At 54.7% G+C, this 19,526-nt stretch carries 14 protein-coding genes; 3 read left to right on the top strand and 11 right to left on the bottom strand.

The annotated features are described in order from the left end of the window. Window positions 1–353: 353 nt before the first annotated feature. On the bottom strand, window positions 354–1,505 hold the full coding sequence (locus tag APH34_RS21955; protein ID WP_004574781.1) for a tyrosine-type recombinase/integrase: 1,152 nt from the start codon (window positions 1,503–1,505) through the stop codon (window positions 354–356). Further along, the gene (locus tag APH34_RS29630) at window positions 1,502–2,173 is read right to left on the bottom strand and encodes a hypothetical protein (RefSeq protein WP_177328663.1); all 672 of its coding nucleotides are present in this window, start codon (window positions 2,171–2,173) and stop codon (window positions 1,502–1,504) included. The genes APH34_RS21955 and APH34_RS29630 overlap by 4 nt, the downstream gene beginning before the upstream one ends. 971 nt (window positions 2,174–3,144) lie before the next feature. On the opposite strand from APH34_RS29630, the gene APH34_RS21945 reads away from it, so the two are divergent. After that, window positions 3,145–4,170 (top strand): DNA-binding protein, encoded by a 1,026-nt coding sequence (locus APH34_RS21945; RefSeq protein WP_023662220.1) that lies wholly within the window; start codon window positions 3,145–3,147, stop codon window positions 4,168–4,170. Window positions 4,171–4,282: 112 nt separating this feature from the next. Next, window positions 4,283–4,744, top strand: a complete 462-nt coding sequence (locus APH34_RS21940; RefSeq protein WP_023662221.1) for a hypothetical protein — start codon at window positions 4,283–4,285, stop codon at window positions 4,742–4,744. A gap of 57 nt (window positions 4,745–4,801) precedes the next feature. Here APH34_RS21940 and APH34_RS21935 read toward each other — a convergent pair whose 3' ends face one another. The 3 genes from APH34_RS21935 to APH34_RS21925 all read right to left on the bottom strand — a co-directional run bounded on the left by APH34_RS21935 (window position 4,802) and on the right by APH34_RS21925 (window position 10,982). Continuing rightward, window positions 4,802–7,321 (bottom strand): hypothetical protein, encoded by a 2,520-nt coding sequence (locus APH34_RS21935; protein ID WP_054902904.1) that lies wholly within the window; start codon window positions 7,319–7,321, stop codon window positions 4,802–4,804. Beyond that, window positions 7,318–9,852 carry a DNA topoisomerase gene (locus tag APH34_RS21930; protein ID WP_024717739.1) on the bottom strand — a complete coding sequence of 845 codons (2,535 nt, stop codon included), beginning with the start codon at window positions 9,850–9,852 and terminating at the stop codon, window positions 7,318–7,320. Before APH34_RS21930 ends, APH34_RS21935 begins: the two co-directional genes overlap by 4 nt. 137 nt (window positions 9,853–9,989) lie before the next feature. Beyond that, window positions 9,990–10,982, bottom strand: a complete 993-nt coding sequence (locus APH34_RS21925; RefSeq protein ID WP_023662224.1) for a hypothetical protein — start codon at window positions 10,980–10,982, stop codon at window positions 9,990–9,992. 286 nt (window positions 10,983–11,268) lie between these two features. Here APH34_RS21925 and APH34_RS21920 point away from each other — a divergent pair, with 286 nt between their 5' ends. Then, window positions 11,269–11,958 carry an XRE family transcriptional regulator gene (locus tag APH34_RS21920; RefSeq protein ID WP_223817440.1) on the top strand — a complete coding sequence of 230 codons (690 nt, stop codon included), beginning with the start codon at window positions 11,269–11,271 and terminating at the stop codon, window positions 11,956–11,958. 56 nt (window positions 11,959–12,014) lie between these two features. On the opposite strand, the gene APH34_RS21915 is transcribed toward APH34_RS21920, so the two are convergent. The 6 genes from APH34_RS21915 to APH34_RS21890 form a co-directional block, all read right to left on the bottom strand. Continuing rightward, the gene (locus tag APH34_RS21915) at window positions 12,015–13,136 is read right to left on the bottom strand and encodes a DUF3150 domain-containing protein (protein WP_023662226.1); all 1,122 of its coding nucleotides are present in this window, start codon (window positions 13,134–13,136) and stop codon (window positions 12,015–12,017) included. A 115-nt stretch (window positions 13,137–13,251) separates the two neighbouring features. Further along, window positions 13,252–14,316, bottom strand: a complete 1,065-nt coding sequence (locus APH34_RS21910; protein WP_023662227.1) for an AAA family ATPase — start codon at window positions 14,314–14,316, stop codon at window positions 13,252–13,254. A gap of 124 nt (window positions 14,317–14,440) precedes the next feature. Then, window positions 14,441–16,168: a VWA domain-containing protein gene (locus APH34_RS21905; RefSeq protein WP_039614020.1), complete on the bottom strand. Its 1,728-nt coding sequence runs from the start codon at window positions 16,166–16,168 to the stop codon at window positions 14,441–14,443. 80 nt (window positions 16,169–16,248) lie between these two features. Continuing rightward, the gene (locus tag APH34_RS21900; RefSeq protein WP_177328662.1) at window positions 16,249–16,803 is read right to left on the bottom strand and encodes a hypothetical protein; all 555 of its coding nucleotides are present in this window, start codon (window positions 16,801–16,803) and stop codon (window positions 16,249–16,251) included. 101 nt (window positions 16,804–16,904) lie between these two features. Then, window positions 16,905–18,698 carry a helicase-related protein gene (locus APH34_RS21895; protein ID WP_232859932.1) on the bottom strand — a complete coding sequence of 598 codons (1,794 nt, stop codon included), beginning with the start codon at window positions 18,696–18,698 and terminating at the stop codon, window positions 16,905–16,907. A 267-nt stretch (window positions 18,699–18,965) separates the two neighbouring features. Next, window positions 18,966–19,433, bottom strand: coding sequence for a membrane protein (locus APH34_RS21890; protein WP_039614017.1), 468 nt, complete (start codon window positions 19,431–19,433; stop codon window positions 18,966–18,968). Window positions 19,434–19,526: the final 93 nt, after the last annotated feature.

The raw sequence follows: 19,526 nt of genomic DNA, 5'->3' as shown, positions 1-19,526 counted from the left end.
CAGATAGAGATAGGCCATAAACCGAAGTTTGTCATTAGGTCAGATCTCGAAGAACCAGCTGTCAACCGCATGACTGAATTGATAGTTAGACCGTTTTGCGGCATGAAATGTCGAGGGTAGGGCGTTCAGGATTAGGTAAGGGAGAGGCACAAAACAAAGGACAACTAGGCAGGGGGCCTAGAGCGAGCCCCGCGGTTGGCCAGGCATCGAGCGAGGTGAAGTAGGTCACGGAGCTCATAGGTGTGTCGGAGCTCAGGGCTCAGCAGACCTGTGCAGCGCTTGGCGCGACCTCATTCTGCGGCAGCGGCCAGCCGCTCGACCTCGATGCCGGCGGCCTTTGGCCTGCGGCAACACTACCGGTGTAGTCGCGGTGTGCTTAGTGTTTGGACGACCCCTGCATGCAAAGCGTCGTCTTCAGTGTGCAGATATCGGCTGGTTGTTTCGATTTTGCTGTGACCAGCCAGCGCCTTGATCATCACCAGGTCGCCGGTAGCTTTAGCCAGGTGGCTAAAGCACGAGTGGCGGAGCCAGTGTGTTGAGGCCTCTTCAAGCCGGTCGGCTAAATCAAATAGGCTGCGCTCAACAGCGAGGGCTGCAGCGCGATGCATGATGTCTTTGATCGATTTCAGGATGGTGTCGTTATGGGCGCGTTTGAGCTTTGAGTTCGAGGCTAGGAGGAGGGGGGTTGTGTCCTTAACTGGAACCTCACGTGGCAAACCGAACGCTTCGCGATACTGCAGTAGGTCCTCATAGAGGTCATCGGATATCGGTACATCTCGAATTTTGTTCCGCTTGCCCAGGACCTCCAACCACAGAACCCCGCTAGCAGAGCGCCTGATCTTGCCCATGGTTGCCCCAGTCGCTTCGAACGTCCGCACACCGGTCATGTAAAACAGGCTCAGCATGAAATGGTCACGGGCCCGTTTGCGTGGGCTTTTGGTCGCTGCAATAGCCTCGAATGCCAAGGCGATGGCAGCCTCGGGCAGCAGTCGCTTGATTGTTAAGTCCACTTCGACCTGTGGCTTTGCCACGAGCGATACGGGGTTCGCTTTCAGGCGTCCACCCTTGATCATCCATTTGTACATGCTGCCAATCTGGATCAAGGCATACTGCTGGGATGCTTTACTAAGAGGTCCTGCAAATGGTCTCCAGTCTGGGTTCGAGCGCTTGTGCTTTGTAGGTGATACCCAAACCTCAGTCGGCTGGGGGTTATCCATAAAGTCGATGTACTGGTTGATGTCCATCACCGTGATCTGTGAGAGCTGCTTACCCAGGGTGTGCATTGCCCAGAGAATGAACCTCTCCACTTCCTTTTGCATAACGCGCCTGGTCTTCGGATTTTTTCCTTTGGCATGGAGCCACATCCAGGCTGCTTCGATGTCGCTATCCGCTTGGATTACATCGACCTGATCAAAGTCGTCAGCTGACTCGCGATCGAGCAGAGCAACTTCTGACTTGGCCTGGAGGTAAGGAATTCCGTGTACGGCTGGAGAGTTCGTGCTCATCGTATGTCTCGCGTTTTGCCGTTGTAGACAAGGCAGTCGTCAATCTCATCGGGCTCGAACCAGCGCTGCGCCCCTGATGGTGCTTCGCACTGGTACTCTTCCTGTGCACCTCCAGCCGAATCGACGCCTTCCCGTGTGGCGATCACCACCAGGATGGCCCCATACGCTGCAAAGTTGTCGATCTCCCTGTCGACGACAAGCTCGGCGCCGCGGGTTAGGTACCGTCTCCAACGATAGCCGTCGGTATAGGCACCGGCGAAATCGTCGTCATCATCGTCATCATCATCATGATCCCAATTGAAAGGCTTGGGTGTCGCAGCAGGGGGCGCTATCGCTTGAGGCATTTCAGTCGATGCTTCATGGACTGCAGTTGTCTTGCGCGGCCGTTTTGTTGGTGGCGCCAGCACTAGTCGAGCTGCCTTAACGGCGGCCTGTTCGTTAGGGCTCAGTGTAGGTAGAGCTCGCGCCAGATCGTCCCATTTACAGTCCCGGTCGTCGTCTGCTGCGATGCGGCTCATGTGCTCAGGGCGAATTGACCATCGGCAAGCCACATCTGCCATGCGCCATCCCTTCTGAACGATCAGTTGCTTGAAGTCATCTCGGGACAGTTTCCCCGGGCGCAAGAGCAGCAGCCCACGAGAAATCTTTGCATTTTTGGCTTGATCCACAGCGCAAGTCTTTTGTGGTGAAAGCCCTGATTTTAGGGCCTTTCATGGTGAAATCAAGTGGCTGGATGAGCTAGGTCGACTATGTCCGGTAAGCCCTGAAATGAGCCCAAATAACCGGATCCTCACGCGCTCCTGTGTGAAATCTGACGACCTTAGCCCCTGCGAGTTGATCAGAATCGACGTAGGAGCGGCATTCGAGGGCGGTTCAAACAAACCCTGGAAGGCGCTGCGGCTCATGAGCAAGGTGAAGCTGTGCTTTTGCTATGTCCTCGGAAGTAATTCTTAGGATGCTTGCGGAACTAATTCCCAGACCATGGCGTTTTTCCTCCAAGTCCACGAATTACTTCCGGTCGTTGGCTGTCATGCCTCGGATCGTGTGGATTGCCGCCGGCGTCCGTCTGCTCGACATAGAGGGCTTCTGAAGGTTTTCTGCAACTGGTCGGACCTTGGCCGGGCAGCGGTCGCTCCGTGCTAAGCTTTGGAGGATGAGCATGGATCGATTCGACGATGGTGCTCCGCGGATGCCGTGCCGCTTTGCTTTCGCATGTTTAACTGTGGTTGTGCATTTTTCGCATATATGACTGTGGTTTCGCATTTTTAGCTGACGTAGACACTTGATCTCCAGCGCAAGCAAAATTTCCAGAACCCATTGTCCATAAGGGTTTAGCGAGAAATCAAAAACGCCTCTCTGTAAAGCCAGCTACTGATAGCGATGGGCTTTTAGAGGGGCGTTTTTTTGCCATCTGAAAAATTCGTGATAATCGGAGATATTCACGAATTTATGGCTTCATGGATATGTATCGTATGATACACAATACATTTTTGTAGTTTTCGGGGCGTGGGTGTAAGCTCCGTCCAGGGCCGCACCGCCCCGTCTGATGGGCGCGACCTTGTTGCAAGCCAGCCTCTCGCCGAGCTTGTCGACGCACAGCCTTCTGACTTTTACCTATCTACCTATCAGGTTACGGCTAATGACCAGCACCGGAATTTCATCTGACAAAAGGCTAAGTACGCGGGATCTTGTGCATCTCTACGCGAGGGAGCTACTTGATGCGGGGCGCGAAGTGCGCCAGGCGGATATTCGTGAGTGCATTTACGCCAACCACGACATAAAGGCCTCGCCCAACCTGGTGTACGAGGAGATCAAGAAATTCTGGAGCGAGATAGGCCCTGTCCTGAGTGCCAGGCTGCGAAGACCTGGTGTTCCTGACGCGGTGTGCGAGAAGCTCGATGAGATCTGGGATGTGGCTCTGAGAGCGGCAACTGACTCCCATGCGGTTGAGCGTAAAGCCCTTGAGGCGGAGGCCGCAGCTGCCGTAGTTGCGGCAAGGGTGGCGCAGGAAAATGAACGGACTGCTTCAGCGAGCCTTGAGGCCCAGCGCCGAGAGCTGGCCGGACTCATGGCGGACAAGGAGCGGCTGACTGACCAATTGGATCAGGTGAGCGCTGATGTTCGACAGCTCCAAGCAGAGCTCGCAGAGCTCAATGCAAAGCTCGTTTCCTCAAGCCAGTCGCATAACGAGGAAATCAAGCGCCTTCAGGAAGTGCACCACGGTGCAATCGAGCGCGCCCAGGAGATGCATCGTGGAGAGCTTGAGCGCCTTCAGGAGCAGCTCAAGGCAGCCAACACGGCGACAGAGACTGCCCAAGCTAAGGCCGAGACCGCCCGGGTTGCCGCAGAGCAGCACCTTGAGAAGACCGAGAACCACTTGATGATGGAGACCGCAAGGGTTCGGGACGATGAGAGAGCCAAAACAGAGAGGGTCAGCAAGGAGCTGCAGCAATCGTTGACGCTGATTGACCAGTTAAGGATTCAGCGATCGAAAGCCACTGACGAAGCGGCTGAGATGCGTGGTCGGTTAGAGGCTACCCAGCAGGGTCTGCGCGCCCTAGAAGCCCAGAACAAGGAGCTAAGAGAGTTGAACACCACCCTGCAGACTGCCCTGCTGGAAGGCTTGAGGGATGCCAAGGCGGGATCGCTAGCAGCAGACGAATAGTTTGCCTTATTGACATTTTGTCAATTTGTCAAGTGCTTATTGAATGTTTCTGATGGATGGTGGTATCTTTGTGATGCATCATTTGGTGCACCAACATAAATGAGGAAATTACATGGAAATTAACCGCAAGACTTCATCGGACACCGACACCAACCTGAAAGCACTTCTGGATGTGTTCGCCCAAAACAACTTCCAAACAGTCATCTTTTTCGCAAGTACTACCGTCGGTGGGTCAGATGATGATGGTCCAGACACGAACTGGCCATTGATGGCGGCCTTGGTTCAGACCCTTCAAGGCAATTATGATATTTACGATGGATTGTTCCTGACCGCAAAACGGTACCCGCGCTACATGGAGGTGAAGAGCGTGCTGGATGCAGCCGTAGCGGTTAGCAACGGGAGCGTTCACTTTGCGCCAGCACCACTGCCGTTCACTGCTGGCAAAACGAAGGAGGACGCTCTTGCGGTGATGCTTTCAGTCCAAACCAAGGTGTTTGACCAAGATTCGCGAGCAGATTATTTCAGGCTGCTGAGCCGAGTGACCGAAAAGCAGCTCGCTGACATGCACAATTGATCATGCCTCCCTGGCTTTCTACGTGACAGCCAGGGAGTCATGGTCAGGGTCAGCAGCTCATAGGTCCAGTTGCATCGGTGCAACCGGAATGCCCACCATCACCACTCCAGGTGCAGCCTCTACAGTGGGCAACTTCTCGGTTCGAATTAGCGTGCTCAATTTCAGTTTAGGGTCGTAGATCATCAGGTCGGCCTCCAGCACGTAATCAAATCCATCCCTTGTCCCACAGATCGGAATTTCTGCCGCTTTCACTGCTGCGCGGATACCTTGCAGCTGCTCAGCTGAGCTGGATTTTTTCTTCCTAGGTGCAACGAATGCAGTGAAGTTGGCGCCCGCCTCTGCAAGTGCCTTGAGCGCCGCAGCCTCGGCAGCGGGGCTTACCCTCCGCGTTGGTACAGCGTCTGGATCAGGGATAGCTACCGCTACAGAAACGGAAACGACTGGGGCGTCATTATTCGGTACAGTGGCAGGGTAAGTACCCTCTTGTTCTGGCGCTGAAAGCCCACTTTGCTCGGTTGTATTCACCGGCGGAGGCTCACTGATCGCGAACGCGCCGAACACATCATCAACATCATCGACGTCATCGTTACCAGGCTGCCCAGATTCCAGATTTAGGAAGTCATCCTCTGGTTCTGCCTCTGGCCCCGGCCCAAACGAGCTGAGCGACAAGCTCTGTAGATCGTCGTCTAGTAGGTCGTCATCATCACCGCCGCTCACGATCGGGTCGTCATCATCTAGTGCCGCTTGCGCATCAGCTGACATACCAGTTTGAGCGTCGTGCTCGTCGCTGGCCTCGTTAGCCGCGGTGCGGGCTGGCGAGGAGCTTTGATGTGCGTTTACATTGGTCGTCATAGCACCTGGTTTCGCTCCACTGGTGACAGCAGTTGCAGGTTGACCCTGCTCCACATCAGGCTGAGCTTGTGGTGCTGGTGCTGGTGCTGGTGCTGGTGCTGGTGCTGGTGCTGGTGCTGGTGCTGGTGCTGGTTGTGGCTTCGGCTTCTCTTCCTGCTTGCCGGCGATGTTCACCTTCGCTGCAATCTCAGCGCTGAACCCGCGAGCAACAATCGCCCGAAGCGCATCAGCTTCAGTGATACCCAGGTTGTGTGTGAACAATGGGCGCTCGATGTCCAGCTTGGTACCCATGTTGGGCAAACCACTGAGGCCGGCAAGCTCGGGGGTCGTGGCAACTGGCAGTACAATGATGCAAGGCTCCCAGGTAGTCAGATGTGCACCTGTTTGTGCGTTGCGCAATGACACCGAGTACATCGGCAAGAACCGGCTCATGTCGGCATGATTGTGCCGCGAGTACAGTAGCCCTTTTTCCTGGAGGGTTGTCATCAGGTTGAGGGTCATGCGGTAACGGCCCTCACCCTCCTCCAACGACCAGCCCATTTTGGCCAAGATCAGAGACCGTAGGTCCTTTTCCCTGATGACGATCAGTCCGTCATGCTTCTGAGCAATTTTGAGCGTGGAGTCCTTGGCCTGGTCACCGGTGCCGTTTACCCTGCCGTACTCCGTGATGATCTCGACGAAGCAGTGATAAATGGCGTTGGACTCGTCCTCAGAAATCTCGTGATCACTCAGTGTCTCTGTGATACTCGACTCGGCCGTGCCGGTCTTCTTGTCTACCAGGATCAAGAACTCCATGAGGGCTGTCATGCGGTCATCCAGGCTAAGGCCATTGCGGTCAACCGGGAAATCACTTGGGTGGTGGTAATGTGCAATGACCAGGTTCACGGCTTGTCGATCGCGTGCAGGGAGGGCCCAGTATTCTGGGAAGCGAGCAAGAATTCTCGCACCCAGGGCGTCGTGGGAGATGCGGTTGTCATCCTGAGGGGTGAGCGCTCCGCCCTCCTCCTGGGTTTTCACGCTACCGTCGGGTAGGAGGACGTAGGCTTCGAGCTTCCCGATATCGTGCGCCAGGCCCAGAATCGGGATCAGTGGATCAGTAGCGTCAAATCGATATTCCTTGTTCTTCAGGTCGATGATTTTGAACTTGGGCTTTCCACGGGCCTTTACGTAAACCCCGTCGAATACGTAAGTGCCAGCGTCCTCCAGCGCGGTGTCTGCCACGGCCAGACAATGCTCCCAAAGCCGGCGATTTCCGTGCCCCCCTTTGCGATGCGATGCGGGGAAGTGAGCATGTGCAGAATAGGTATCCCAGATGGCCCAGAAGAACGCTACATGGGCTGGCCACTTCTTCTCATTGGCGGCAACCCAGGCGAGCACTTTTTTGCTTGCAATGGGTAGGCGCTTTGACGCAGCCTCGACGCGAGGTAAAGCCAAGGTGGGCATAGGAACTTTGCCGAGCGTCGAGCGGGCGCCGTTGAGGGTGTTTCCTTTCTTGCCGGCGTACAGCTTGTTCAGTGCAGACAACCTGGTGAACCAGATAAACCAGACACCGATGAACAGGCCGGAAACAACACCCAGAATCCAGTGTGAGACGTTGTAGCCCACCAGAGGCCAGCTATCTAAAAACTCTATAGGAGAACCGCCGAAGGCCCGGGCAGTGAGCAAAAGCCACCAGAAACCGAACACGATGGCCGTTGCGCGTATGACCTTGTTGTTGGCGTTCACAGGAAAGCTCCGCTGTCTGTCTGGATCGTTGGAGACGGCGCCCCGTCAGAACTTGCTGGTTGTTCCTTCGGTACCGGAGTCCCGTTATTGTCTTTCACGGTGTTAGAGCACCCACCGCCCCCCTTCACAAAGCCACTGCAACCCCAGAAAGGAGACTTTTCAGCATTCCGCAGGTACATGGGTTTACCGCAGAGGTCACATGGAAATGACTTCGGCCGCTCCACTGGATCGCCGTCGCGATCGTTCATGGTGTGATTGCACTGCTCTCGATCAACGCAGGCCCAGAAGTGCCCTTTGGGGGCTTTGATTTTGCGCATGCCGCCTTGGCATTTCGGGCAGGAAACGACATTCCCTTTGGAGTCCCGAGTGTTCGCCGTCGGGTCGAAGTAAAACTCGACCTTGCCGGTGTCGAGCAGCTTCAGCCCTGCCTCGAACTTGGTGGATTTCTTCGGATTGACAAAGCCCTTGAGCCCAAGCACTACCTTGTCCCGGAGCAAAGTTTCTGCTTCCGATACTTTTAGCATGCGACTGGCAATCTCCCGCCATATGGAAAATCCGCACTGCCGCTCGCACATGAACGTTCGGGCCTGGATCTCAACTGCGCCACCACAGGTGGGGCAAAGAGCGCCAAGCTTCTTGACCTGGACACCTGCGTATTTGTTCTTGATGGTGTCGAGGATTGCCGTCGTCAACTCTGCAAGCTCGGACTTAAAAGCGTCCCGCTTGTACGCCCCCTTTTCCATCTGACGGAGCTTGTGCTCCCATTCCCCGGTGAGAACTGGCGACGTAAGGGCATCGATGCCGTTGTCGACCAGGAAACGGTAGACAGTCATCCCCTTTGCGCTGGGAGCAAAGTACTTCTTCTGCTGGATGAGATAGGGCTCTTTCTTTCGGCCGGCACCGTCCTTGGTGGATTGGAGCGATTCGATCATTGCAGAGCGCGTGACCGGTGTACCCAGTCCCCGCTCTTTCATCGCCTCACGAAGGTCTTCATCCTCTACCAGGCGCCCTGCCGTCTCCATCGCGCCCAGCAACGTGTCCTCGGTGTACCGTTCTGGAGGCTTGGTTTTGAGCATCTTCAGCTCGATGCCCTGCGGAGTGACTGACTCTCCCTTGACGTACCGTGCGAGCTCTTTCTTGTCGTCGGAGTCACCATCTCGATCGGTTGCGTCCTCGACGATCCCGGCTCCGTAAACCACCATCCAGCCTGGGGAGACAAGCACACGACCAGTCGACCTGAAGAGTTCGTCAGCCACCGTCGTAAGCCGGACAGTCACCGAATACTCAGCCGCTGGATGGAAAACGGCAATGAAGCGCTTGACGATCATGTCATAGATTTTCTGAACGTCCGGCTCTAGGTCCCCTGCTCGCTTTCCGGTAGGAATGATTGCGAAGTGGTCCGACACCTTCGTCGAGTCGAAAATCTTCTTGTTGGGTCGCACCCAGCCTTCATCTAGCACGCGTTGCGCGTGCTCTGCATAGGGGGTTCCTCCAAACATCCCCATGACCTTCTTCGTGTCGTTGATTGCGTCATCAGGGAGGTAAGCCGAGTCTGTTCGTGGGTAAGTGGTGAGGCTGAGCTCCAGGTAAAGCTTCTGCGCAATCTCCAGCGTGTAAGCTGCAGAAAATCCAAGCTTGCGGTTCGCCTCGCGCTGAAGTGAGGTGAGGTCGTATAGCTTGCCAGGGCCTGTCTGGGCAGGCTTGACTTCATCCACCACACTGCTCGGTGCTACTCCAGAGCACTTGCTGATCAGAGCATCCGCTTTTGCTCGATCCATGATCCGGTGCTGGGATCCGCCCTTCGCCTCGGAGGGCTGTGGTGCCACCCACTTGCCGGTGTATTTACCAGCGGCCACCCCAAAACTGCCGTGCACCTCCCAATAGGGAACCGGTCGGAAGGTTAGAATGGCCAGCTCCAGAGCACAAACCAGGGACAGCGTAGGGGTCTGCACGCGGCCGAGCGGGAAGATCTCTGCTTTGGCTGTCTCACGCTCGTAGAGGCGGGAAATCCCCCGACTTGCGTTAATGCCTACGATGTAGTCGCCCTCGCCTCGTATCTCAGCCGCCATTGCAAGGTTGTCGAAGTCAGCGCCGGGCTGCATATTCTTGTATGCCTGGCGGATGGCGTCATCGACCATGGATCTCATCCACATCCGAAGCATCGGCTTTGTGCACCCAGCCATCTTGTAAATGAGCCGAAAAATCAGTTCACCCTCGCGGCCGGCGTCACACGCGTTCGCTACAGCAGTGACATCCGGGCGCCGCATAAGGCGTTGAAGCACGTTGTAGAACTTGGCCTTGGGCTCGATGACCCTCAGGTCGAAATGGTCAGGGATCACTGGCAAATTGCCGATGTCCCGCCCGGCCTTGGCCATTTCCTCGGAGTAGATTTCAACCAGGTGGCCGGCCGCGGGGGCAAGAATTGCGTTCTCGCTCTCAAGCCATGTTTCCACCTTACTGAAGCCCCCGACCGCTTGCGCGATAGAGACCGCTACGGTTGCTTTTTCAGTGATGATCAGTGTCTTGCCCATTGCGGCTTAGTCTTCCAATACAGAATTTGATTTCTTCCTCAGCTGCCGGCTGTGACTGATGGCTGAGAAACAAAAAAGCCACCGACTCCAATGCTGGATCTCGATGGCTTCACGAAACGGGTTGAGGCAGCCCCAGCTTAATCGTCCTGTTGCTCACCTGGGGTTGCAGGCTTGCTTGCCGACTCAGAACCAAAGGCCGATGCGAACAAAGCGCTGCGTTCTGCACCGCCTTCTTTCGGTTGCGAAGCTTGAGTGCCGTGGCTCTTGAACAGTTCAGCGGCCCAGCCCGGCACGATCTTGATATGACCTGAATCGGGGGTCACAGGAGCCGGCATATCTTTGGCCTGGATGTATGGGATCTTGGACACCTCAGCGATCCCTGTTTCCTCATCAGGCAGGGAGATGGCCTTGACGTCCATACGGAACTCACCGTTGACGATGATGGGCATGCCGCGGGCAAGCTTTTCGGACAGCGGCTGCAGATTACGCCCATACCACCGAACAGGGATGCAGGCATCGGTGTCTTTCGACTGTCGAATCAGCACCACCAGGCGGTCGTTGATTGGCGTACCGTCCACGGGGTGTCGCCGGTTGCGTTCCAGATTCTTGGCTTGGATGAAGCCTGCAATGCGAATCTGGTTCGAGGCGTTTTTGTTGAGATCCATCGCCTTCCAGTCGAAGGAGTCGAGACGGTCTTCAGTACCGGCGCCGGGCTGCTGCTCCAGCGCTGCAACCGAGGCCGGAGTGCCAGAGTCTTTTGCGGCGGCATGTACGACAGCATCCCACTTCCGCATAAAGTCATCCCGGAAGCGGCCGCCCAGGTGCATAACGTTCGGCGCCTCGAAACGGATGCTCTTGAGCCGTGCAATACGGTTTTCACCCTGCATGGCGCCATCGGTGTGAACGAACGCCATGATGAGGTCCCACTCCTTGATCTCCCGAGGAATCGGCGACTTCTTGGGGTCGTAGTGGATGGGAAGCATGTGGTTTTCCGAACGGGTCTGCTGGATGAAACAGAGACCTTCGACCGGATCATTGAACCGCAGGACGCCGGCGATGTAGCCAGAGTTGAGCATCCCGTTTGGATACGAATAGGAATCAGGCTTCCGCTTTGCGTCCTGGGGCAGCATTGAGTACCTCGATACGTGAATGGCGTGGTTTTCCAAAGAATACGCAACACGTACCAATAATACAAGATGAATCAAAATCGTCTTGTCTCGCGTGAAGCGCCCGCAGAGCTACCGCCACAGGGACACACCAGGTCAAAGAAGTCTCTTTTTCCACCGGAACAAGAGATTTGAATCTTGTTGTTAACTGTGTAGAATCTTTTCCATTTAATACTGGATTTCTCTGCTTTATTTGTCTAGAGAGCGTCCCGAATCATGTTAGACGCCGCGACCAAACCGGAGCCGCACAATGCCCAAAGCTAGCGACAAGACCGCAAGTGAATCGACAGGACGGCAGTCTCAAGCGCCTGCCAAAGCACCTGCAAAAGCTGCTGCGAAGCCAGTAGCTCGAAAACGTGTTGCTGAGGCCGAGGCACAGGCTCCTCAGGCTGCCGCCACGCCTAAGAGACCTCGTGCTTCAGCCAAGGCCAAAGCAGCGCCAAAAGAAAATTCACCTGCAGCAAAAAGCACTCGAAACACCATGCCAGGCTCCCGCCTCGTCAAGCTGATTAAGAAGGTGATCGTCGATCGAGGGCTGCCCGACCGTGCAATTGCCGATGTCATGGGTATCACAGTCATCTACTGGAACTCCCTGGCTAACGGGAATCGCCAGATTCGGTCGCTTGGCAAAGAAAAGCTGTCGTTGGTGGCCGACTTCCTTGGTCTTCCGCTCATCCAAGTTTACAACCTGGCTGATTTCTTCACGCCAGAAGATTTTGTCTACAAAAAAGATCTTGATGAGCAACTCTGGCTGTCGATTGAGAAGATGGGCAGCGATCCCACCTGGGTTGGCTATATCCCGAAACAGGAAGAATGGGATCAAACCCCTCTCGCCGTTCGCATGACCATGGTGTTGCTGTATGAGCAGCTCTCCGGGCGCCAGCTGTTGGCTAAGGCGGAAATCGAGCTGCCTCATCTGAAAGGCTCGCCGACTGCTTAACCCACATCCATAGAGAAAAAAAGAAACCCCGGTCATTGACCGGGGTTTTTTGTGGGTTAGAAAATGAACGCAGTTGTTAAAGCCTGCGAGTTCGTATCCGATGCTACCGCCTTCTCAGGCTCGATTAGGGGTTGATCAGGTGCTGTTCCAAAGAAGACATTATCTTCTGACTTATGACTAGTTGGAAGTGGTGGGATCACCGAGACTTCAGGGACAATAGTCACCTCATCGTGTTCGACTTGTGGCTGAACAGAGGAAGGCGCCGAATTACTGAAGAAAACGCTGTCTTGATCCACTACTGAGGCCGGATCTGACGCTTCAACACTCAACGGATCAAACTCAGTCGCATGTTCTCCAAGAATCTTTTCAGGATCCATGCAGAATGACAGCAAGCTAGATACCTGAATGTAAGCAAGTCCTTCAATGCTCGGTCCGCTAGGGACAGCCGCTAATACCGAAGCACACATCTGTTCCAGGTTAGAGAACTTGCTTGAGAGAACGCTCATCGCTTCAGCTTTGTCCTGAACGCGACGAATCAAGCCCAAGATCCTTGATGTGGTTTTCCCGTTGCCTTTGCGAGTCCAGGAGCGATTAACGTCCTCCGCAATCTCTAATGCAGCTTGCCCGACTAAGCCTTTGACCTCCTTTTGAAGCGCATCATCTTCACCAAAGTAGCTGGTGTCGTTGATACGAATCGCCGAAGTGTCGAATGTCAGCATCCTTTCAAGTACTGAAACCTGAGGAGCATGCTGGCGGATCAAGTCTGCACGAGACTTACCACCCTGTGTTACACCTGCGTTAGTAGCCGAACTAGCCCAGTCCTCTACCATTTTTGGAAGACCGCTGAGGAATTTAGCTTTCTCCTCTAGGTACTTCTCTTTAATCGCATTAAGTACTTTTGCAAGCTCTTTGGCGTGCTGAGTAGGAACGAAGTACCCTCGGATACGATTGTTCACCTTGCGAGATACCCCTACCTTGAGAATCTCTCGCTTTGCTTCCGACCGGGACTTGTTGACCCAGGCAAACGAGCCTGAAGGCAGCATGCGGCCAACCTCACGGATGAAGTCGTCGCCATCAACTGTCTTCTCACCGGTGCTGCCACCAATGATGTAGTCAAAAAGCACAACATCCTGAAGGATGCTGATACCCAGGTCATCGGTTTGATTGGTTGTGCTCATGATGGCTCTCCTGAAATTGAAAGAACGGATCTCTTGCGAAAGACCCAGTGTCAGGAGATGTCTCACAGGCGCCCATAAACGAAAAAACCCCGGCGAACCGGGGTATGGTGAAGCGTTAGACGGTACCGACGATGGTCGACCAGATCTTCAAGATCGACGCGGCTTCATGGTGTTGAGCAAAATCCAGAACCGTCATTTGGAGAGCCAGTTTCTGGCTTTCCTCGGTCGTTTTCCCCATCTGCATGAGCAGCCTGTAGTTCATCGCCCAGTTCAGCACGTTCCGGGTGGTGATTGTGAAGTTAAGGGCCATGCCACCAGCCCCAGCGTCCTCAGTCAGAGCAATGAAATTGGCTCTGATCTTGGCAGCCAGGGTTGCCATCGCTTGCGCGATGACCACGGGGGTGCCGGTCTGCTCAACAATGAGGTTGGCCTCCCGGCCTTCCTCCATGTAGTTGCAGTACATGACGTTGAAACGGTCAATCGTGGCGATGTTCATTTTCTTCGTGCCCCTGTAACCCGCAGCACTACCTCCTTTACCGCCAGCGGAACCGCTACCATTCGTGTTGCCGGTAGCTGCGATCAAACAACCTGGCGCGATGTGAATCAACTCGCCAGTCTGATCAAGGAAGATTGGCTTACCATCGAGGATTCCATTGAGGCCCATTTGGATCTGAGGTGGCAACTGATCGAACTCGTCCAGGAGAAGAATGGAGTTAGGGGTTTTAGCCCACTGACACACCTTCCCGTTGATCCACTGCATCCCGTCAGGGCCGCAGAGTTTCCAGCTACCGAACAGGTCGGAAAGCGTAGATTCTTCAGAGCACTGGACTGTAAACACCGATCTGCCCGTCCGTGACGCGAAGGCTTCTACCAAGGTTGTTTTACCAGCGCCAGAGGGGCCGTAAATGTAGGTCGCTTTCTTGATGGAGGCCTTGAAAAAGTCCTGTGCAAGTCCAGCTGAGGCTGCCCAAACGATTAAGCGAGTTAGTAAATCCGGATCAAAACTGTATGGAACAATTTTTGGGGTGAACCGGGTTTCTTTGAAGATTTTGGTCTGCAAGCCAACAAAAAATGGCGCGTCGGTACCAAAAACTTCTGGTGCAAGACGAACAGCGATTGGGTTGAGTGTGTCGATTACGGCGTCGAGTTGTGGCTCATTGATGGACTGAAAAGCGGTCATGATCGATTCCCTGTAGACAATGGATGGCCTCTTGCGAAGGCCTGGTACAAGGGGATGCCTAACACGCGTGTAGAAGAATAAAAAAACCGGACCCCAAGGAGTCCGGCTGGTCTTACGTTGTGGTCTATACGAAACCCTGCTTAAGCGCCGCAAATACGGCTGTAGCCAGGTCGTTGTCAGTCTTAGCTACACCACAGGCCATCCCAGCATCCTGGAATAGGTTGTAGTGTTCATCACCGATCAGGACGAAGCGTACTTCGATTCCCATGAGCGCTGCCTCGTCAACGGCCGACCTCAGCATGTCGCTGTTACCTGGGTCGCCATCGGTGATGACAATCAGGATCCTGCGCGCCTCCGGCCGGTCAATGAGTTTCTTCAGCGCCCATACCACAGCAAGGTGAGTTTTCGTTTGTCCCTTGGGAGTAGGCATATACCGTTGCAGCGTGCTAGCCCAGCTATCTTCAAATGCGTGCCATTCCCGAATCACCGTGTTGTAAGTGGCAATTCCGACAGGTATGGACGTATTATTCAACACCTCACCCACTGCGACCGAAACACGGTTACAAGCTTCTTGCGCTGTGATCCTGTTGTCGTCCTTACCTTTTTCAGGTTCGGGTCCAAGTCGACTTCTCATGGACGAACTTTCATCACCCAACAAATAAAAGCAGGTGTCGATTTCCTCCGCTTGCTTTCTTTTGGTGAAGATCTGATCGTCGCCTACTGCGTACCGCCAAAGTTTTCGGGTGTTAAGTCTTCCCTCGTTTGTTGTCAAAACCTCATTTTGGGTAATAGCTTCAATAAACTGTTCGAAGGTTGCAGATAGCATTGCTGCCGTTTTCTGAGCGCCAGCCCGAAGAAGGCGTCGATTTTCAAATGATCCGCCAGACTTCGACAGACTCATTTCCTGCATCTCGTTGGATAAGTCTGGTTGATATCCGCCAGCCCGATTCTGATTGACCCCAGGCAGGCTAGAGCAAATTATATCTTCCAAACCTTTTGCATAACTTCCGCAGTCACTCTGGCTTGCGCTAAGGACTTGGTTGAGAGCGTCTGAGATATCTCCTGGTTGACCTTTCCCTTCAGTCTGACCCGGAGAACCGGGCTCGCCTTGCGTGTCGGACGGGCTACCAGGGCCTTGCTTGGGCGCAGCCGTTTGTTGGTCCTTGGTAAGTTTCAGCAGATCGACAATTTCATTGGCAGCTTTGTTTGCCCCCTGAGTATCCGGTGCATTGCAGCCTTTCACTGCAATTGCCTTGACTTGATCAACTAGCGCCGCTCCAAATGTTGCGACAGCAAGAGCACGGTAAGCGAGAGAGAACTCCTGCAGGCAGGTTTGTTCAAGGAGCTCGCTACGAAGCTCAGTGACCAGCCAGGCGACCAAGATTGACTGAGGGGTTTCTTGGCCAGCGACAGGCCCGTGAAAAATCCCTCTTTTCTTCAGGATCTTTAGGGCGTTGTGGATATTGGTGTTGGCTCCACGAAAGCGTGGCTTTGCCAAAAGCTCACCACGTGGATCCTCAAGAACGTTCAGCAATGTTCCGGAGATATCTGGTTTCATCACGACGGAGAAATCCGTGTGAAGGCCATGGCAGAGGATTTCATGGTCGAGTAGACCATTAATCAGTTCGAGATCTTCATCAGTACCCATAGCAGCAGTCTGTGGCAAGGTCAGTAGCAACCCGCCGGACTCCTGGTGATCAGGGCCAATCGAAGCCGTTTTGATATTCCCCCAGATGATGCGCACCCGTCGACCCGCCTTGTTCGCTTCCGCGATCAGCAGATGGGTGTAAAGGTAAATGTGACGCATCGAGACGTTGGACTTTGCAGGAAGCTGCGCTTGAGCGAGACTCATGGATATCCCCTGTTGTTGAATGACGGCATCGGCTATGCCTACGCCTTACAAAGGGGGATGCTTGACACGTGATTAGAAGATCACTGGTCAGTCAATGGCAGCTCGATGCCATGCTTCATCAACTGGTCGCGAAGAGCGCCATGGAGGTCCTTCATCAGTGCTGCGCCGTCAAGTGAAGGCGCTGGAGGCTGTACTGGGGCCGGCGACAGTGATTGATGGTCTAGGGGTGGCAGTAGCGCCCGCCCGTTGGCTTTGTAACGGGCGATATAGTCCTCGACAATGTCGCGCAGGAGTGCAGAGGGTGTGAGGCCTGGATGGGATGACTGCGACATCTCTGCGACGATCGCTTGAAAGTCCTCTTCGGTTGTCCGACTTACCCTGGTCGACAGCGGTTGATCAGCGCTCTCGCGACCAGCGAAGTTTATTTTCTCTGCCTGGCTAAGGTATGGCTCCAAGATCGGTGCCATCAGATCACGCACGACCTCGTCGTCCACATACTGGAAGCATTGGATTTTGACGGTTCGACTCAAGAAGCCTATGAGTATTGGCGAACTCTCAACTGCCTCAAGCAGGCGCAGCTCAGCGACGGCGTCATTCGCATACTTCCAGATGGTAGGCAGGCTGATGACATACATGCGGCCTACATCCCGGGCTATGTCCCCTGCGAGTAGCCGCTGGTAAATCGCTACCTTGACTGCGAGCGGTGTTGATTTTGCGGCCAATTTGACCTCCCTATCTATTGCTGAGCCGGAATGAGGCCCGCTTGTACAGCCCCGGCCTCTATTTCACCACGAGTGAGGCTCAGGCCAAAAAATAGAGGTCGCGTGGCACCAGATTGTCTCTCTCCGTCTAGGCTCAGATCGCCATAGCCACGACTCTCCGCATCCTTTTCGGCCAGTACAAACCCGTCATTGCAAGCGGTCAGCAGCCTCAAGCGTGAGGACGCTGACTGTTTGATTGGACTGGGAAGATACATGATGAAGAATCCGCGGCCTCCTTTCCGAGCTACTCGGCCACGGAGCTGGTGCAACTGAGCTACGCCGAAGTGTTCTGGACTCACTGCAACCATCAGTGTCAAACCCGGGAAGGTTACCCCAACCTCGATCACAGTTGAGGCGACTAACAGCTTGATTTGGCCAGATTTCATCTTCTCTATGGTTTCAGTTTTGGCCGACTCGGGAAGGCTGCCGTGAATGTAACCTACATCGTCTCCCAGAAGCTTCCGGAAACGTTCGTAGGCTGCCTCCACAGCATTCCGAGTGTCTGCCTCACCATTCACCACGGGATAGACGAACGCAGCCTGTCCGCCCTGCTTGATGACCTGCATAACCAGATCATGCAGTTTCTGCCTGGCGTTGTGGGTGATGATCCTTGTGACGATGTCCCGCGGTACCGGGGTGGACCTCAGGATTGAGATCGGTAGCCCGCCCAGTTGGACCAGCGCCACTGTTCGCGGGATCGCGGTTGCTGTTGATTCAAGGAAGTTGGTATGAGGCGCGATGAGCTTCTTTCGCTGAGCTACAGAGAATCGTTGCTGCTCGTCAGCGATGACCAGGTCAAAGACGATCCCTTCTTTGCTTGCTGCAGAAATAACTGCTGTGGTGCCCACCACGATTCCAGATGACAGGTCGATCTTGGCTTTCCCAACAGGGCCTACAACGGTGACAACGGGAATCTCGTAAAAGAGGCTGCTCAGCTCAGCCGCCAGTTGCTGGGCGAGGATCTGGCCAGGCGCGATAATGGCGACCCTGGCCCCAGCGAGATAGCTCGCGGCGGCTGGAATCATGAACGTGAATGACTTGCCGGTACTGACATCGCCCGACAATATGCGCTGCATTGGATAGGGTGACCTTAGGTCTGACACGATCTCATCGATTGCTTGGAGCTGGTCAGCAGAAGGCTTGAAAGGTGCTCGCTTGATCAGGTCAGCCACCTGGTCCCGGTCGATTCGCAGGAGAGCCCCCTTCACTGCCGGGCGGTTCCGATGCGCTTCGACGCGATTAACCAACGCCTGTATGCAGACGGCCTTGGCAATTCTCACCGCCTCCTCTCCTTCCCGGACTGAAAGGGGTGAATGCAGGTTGCGTAGCAAGTCAGCAGGGTCGTTGAGGCCTGTGAGCTTTCGAAAGTCATCCTCGTGCATCAGGGCCTGTTCCAGCAACAGGCAGGCGGCCTCATTGATGTGCGCCATAGCCGCGGTGACGGCTTCGCCAAGAACTTCGGCGCTCACCTGATTCTGCTTGCCCTGGTAGACAGGCATCACACGTCCAATCATCGCCGGAGGTATGACCATCGGATTCGACATGGTTGGCCGCCCTTCGAAGGTGACCACCTCTCCGTAAGTGTGCACAGTTGCGCCAAAGTCGTACCCCATCCACGGTTCGATCGAAGGCTTACCTATCAAGTTGATGTGCAAGCGCTGCCCTCGCCCGTCAACCACCTTGACGTATCCGCGGAACGCTCCTTTGACTTCTTGCAGTGCAACGCCGCTACGATCAAAGATCGCTCGCTCAATCAAGGTCAGAGCCATGTATGAGGCCTGCCCGATATCTGGCAAGGGAAGCACCTCAATGGGCTCGTGAAAGTCCCTGTATTCCTTTGGTACCGTCAAAAGGCACTCGGGCAGCGTTGTGAACCCCAAGCGAGTAAGTCGCCCTATGTCATGCATAATCAGATTTCGTGGCTGGTGATCGAGGATGGATAGTCACGCGTAACTATAACCCATGAGAATCAAAAGTGCTTGACGCAAAAAAGCCCTAGACGATGTATGTCGTCTAGGGCTTTGGGGTGAAACTTTTTAGTGGCTGACCCGAGAGTTGCCAGTTTGGCCTGTGATCAAACGAACCGAATCACCAGGGGTAAAGGTCTCTGCTGGATCTTTGGCCTGGGTGACGGCCTGCAAGCTGCCGTCGCTGCTCATTTTCACAGTGATTTCGATCCCGTCAGCATCATGGGCTTTCTTGTCGACTGCTGCACCAATCGCTGCGCCGACCGCGCCAGCGACAACCATTACGGCCAGTTGTCCCAAACCACCACCGCCATTGCTGCCGGCGATCGCTCCGAGGGCACCACCAGCCATACCGCCGATCGGTGAAGGCTTCCCGTTGATTTTCACGTCACGGACTGAGTCGACAACACCGAGCTCAACCTTCATTTTCTGCATAGCAGTTGCCTGGGAGTAGTCCCGGCTGGTCATATTCGAAGCGCAGCCAGACATGACAGTAGCCGTGGTGATGATCAGCAGAGTAGCGATGAGCTTTTTCATAATATGCATCCTTGAATAAGAGGTTTGCTTTGAGAGCGCGGATTTGAGGATCTTTGGTTAGCTTCACATTGACGGTATGTGCAACACGCGCTT

Source organism: Pseudomonas sp. NBRC 111131 (assembly GCF_001320525.1).
Lineage (GTDB): Bacteria > Pseudomonadota > Gammaproteobacteria > Pseudomonadales > Pseudomonadaceae > Aquipseudomonas > Aquipseudomonas ceruminis.
The sequence above is the reverse complement of the archived record's forward strand: the minus strand, read 5'-3'. Positions and strand labels throughout refer to the sequence as shown.